This is a genomic window from Nonomuraea maheshkhaliensis (assembly GCF_039529435.1).
Lineage (GTDB): Bacteria > Actinomycetota > Actinomycetes > Streptosporangiales > Streptosporangiaceae > Nonomuraea > Nonomuraea maheshkhaliensis.
On the sequence record NZ_BAAAMU010000278.1, the window covers coordinates 1 to 2,908 of the forward strand.

Sequence of the window (2,908 nt, forward strand, 5' to 3'; positions counted from 1 at the left end):
GTCGCAGCCGGCGTCCCGGCCCGCGGCCGCCCGGTCCCAGCCTGCGCGAGCCGCCCGGGCCGGCGACGCCGACCCCCGGAAGGCCCCGGCGACGAGCCCGCCGGAGGCCCAGGCGGAGACCCGGCAGCAGGAGAAGCGGGCGCGGGAAGGGCGGGAGCGGGGGTCGGCCGCGCGGGACGTCTTCGAGCTCTTCCAGGCCGACCTGGCCGAGGCCGGAAACGTCAAGGAGGCCATGGCGATCCTCACCGACGTCCGCGTCTGGACGGCCACCCGCCAGCCCTCAGAGGTGCGCAACCGGATCCCCGACCTGATCCCCGATCTGGAGCGCCTGCTGCCCGACAACCACATCAACCCGATCCTGCGCGACCTGCTGACCCCTGACGCCCCGCAGAAGAAGGGCCGCGGCGGGTCCGACTGGCTCGAACCCCGGTGGCTCATGGTCGCTGTGGCGCTGGCGCTCGTGCTGGTGCTCCAGATCGTCATCCTGTTCCGCTGACGCGTTCCCCCGTATTCCCCCGCATTCCCGTGAGGCGGCGGGCGGTCACGGGGCCGAGAACCTGCGAGTGAATCTTCAAATACCGTCACTGTCGGTGAGAGATGGGCAGTTACGGTCACGAACCGTATGTTGACAAAGAGTCAACCCACCATTCGCGATGAATCTTCGCATCTCTACCTTGAAGTACATCTGCCCCGTAGGCATAGTGGAGCAACCACAGGCGCACTCGGTCGTGGCGGGCAACCTCGGGGGGGCGGCACCTAGGTTCACGACCGCCCAGCGACGCGCGTCACACGTCGAGAATTGGACACAAGGATGAGCTCGCCTCCGCCGATCCGTACGAAGCTGCTCAGGATCCTCCTGCTTCCGCTGGTCTCCATGGTGGCCCTCTGGGGGTTCATCGCCTACTCCAGCGTCGAAGAGATCATCACGGTGTCGCAGAACCAGAACCGGTGGGAGGCCATCGGCGAGCCGGTGCTGCAACTGATCGTCGAGCTGCAGAAGGAGCGCCAGCTCTCGGCGGAGGCGCCGAACGGCACCGCGGACTTCCGGCCGCTGGCCGACCAGCGGCGGATCACCGACACCCAGGTGACGCGGTTGCGTGAGATCATCGCCACCGTGGACGTGGACGGTGACGACAGCGAGACCCCGGCCCAGGTCCAGAGCATGGTGCAGGCGCTCGACGGGCTGCAGGCGCTGCGGGCCTCGGCCGACGGAGGCGTGCTGGCGCCACCGCTGACGATCATCCAGGCGTACGACAACCTGATCGCCACCGCCAACCGCCAGTTCACCGACCGCGACGCGCTGAGCGACGTGTCGTCCTTCCGCGGGGTGCGCGGCATGGCCGCCTTCTCCGCCACGGCCGAATACCTCGGCCGCGAGCACGCCGTGCTCACCACCACGATCGTGCACCGCAACATGACCCCGACGGACCGGGGCGCGTTCGTGGCCGCGACGACCGCCCGCCGGCTCGTCTTCGCCAACGCCGAGCGCGACGCGGGGCCCGAGCTGCGCGCCGACTACGACCGGCTGGTGGCCAGCGAGCCGTACAAGCGTCTGGTCGCCATCGAGGACATCCTGTTCAGCTGGGACACCGACGGCGCTCCGCCGGTCGACCCGGCCGCCTGGCGCAGGGACACCGAGGCGATCATCGGCGGGATCAACCGGGACACCCAGACCGAGCTGGCCAGGGTCGCGGCCGAGGCCGAGGCGCAGAAGACCGGGGCGTACTGGCGGATCGGCGTGGTCCTGCTGATCGGGCTGGGCGTGGTCGTCGCGTCGCTGGCGCTGTCGTACCGGTTCGGGCGTTCGCTGATCGACGAGCTCCTGCGGCTGCAGGGCTCCGCGGTCGAGCTGGCCGAGCAGCGGCTGCCGCGGCTGGTCGAGCGGCTGCGCCGGGGCGAGGACGTGGACCCGGCCACCGAGGCGCCCGGCCTGCCACCGGCCGAGACCGCCGAGGTCGACCGGGTGGTGCACGCCTTCTCCGCCGTACGCCGCACCGCGGTCGAGGCGGCCGTGGGCCAGGCCGCCCTGCGCAAGGGCGTCGGCCAGGTCTTCCTCAACCTCGCCCGGCGCAACCAGGCGCTGCTGCACCGCCAGCTCGCGCTCCTGGACACCATGGAGCGGCGGGTGGACGAGCCCCAGGTGCTGGAGGACCTGTTCAAGCTCGACCACCTGACCACCCGCATGCGGCGGCACGCGGAAAACCTGATCATCATGTCCGACTCCTCCCCCGCCCGCCGCTGGCGCGACCCCGTGCCGGTGTTCGACGTGGTGCGCGCGGCGGTGCTGGAGGTCGAGGACTACACCCGCGTCACGGTCACCCCCATGCCGAACGCGCCGCTGCTGCTCGGCGCCGCGGTCACCGACGTCATCCACCTGATCGCCGAGCTGGTCGAGAACGCGACCGTCTTCTCCCCGCCCAACACGACCGTGCACGTGCGCGGCGTGACGGCGGCCAACGGGCTCGCCCTGGAGGTCGAGGACCGGGGACTGGGGCTCAACGACGCCGTGCTCAGCGAGCTGAACGCGCGGCTGGCCGACGTGCCCGAGTTCGACCTGGCCGACACCGACCGGCTCGGACTGTTCGTGGTGTCCCGGCTCGCGGCCCGGCACGGGATCAAGATCGTGCTGCGGCGGTCGCCGTACGACGGGACCACCGCGATCGTGCTGCTGCCCGCCACCCTGCTCGCCGGCGCCGAGCCGCCGGCCATCGCCGCCGCTCCCGGCACCGGCCGGCCGGTGCGGGCGCTGAGCATGGCGCCGTCGGACGGGCGGGGGCGCGGGGTGACGATCGCGCCCGAGCCGGACCGCGCGACCTGGTTCGAGGCGGCTCCGGCGAACCCGCCGCATCCGGCGGAGTCCGGCCCGGTGCTCACGACCGCCCCGATCACCGTCGCCGACGCCCTGCGC

At 71.9% G+C, this 2,908-nt stretch carries 2 protein-coding genes; both read left to right on the forward strand.

Annotated elements, in window-relative coordinates:
- On the forward strand, positions 1–496 hold a 496-nt coding region (locus ABFX54_RS56285; RefSeq protein ID WP_346115554.1), incomplete at its 5' end, for a hypothetical protein.
- A 315-nt stretch (positions 497–811) separates the two neighbouring features.
- Positions 812–2,908: sensor histidine kinase (locus ABFX54_RS56290; RefSeq protein WP_346115555.1), on the forward strand; the 2,097-nt coding region annotated here is incomplete at its 3' end.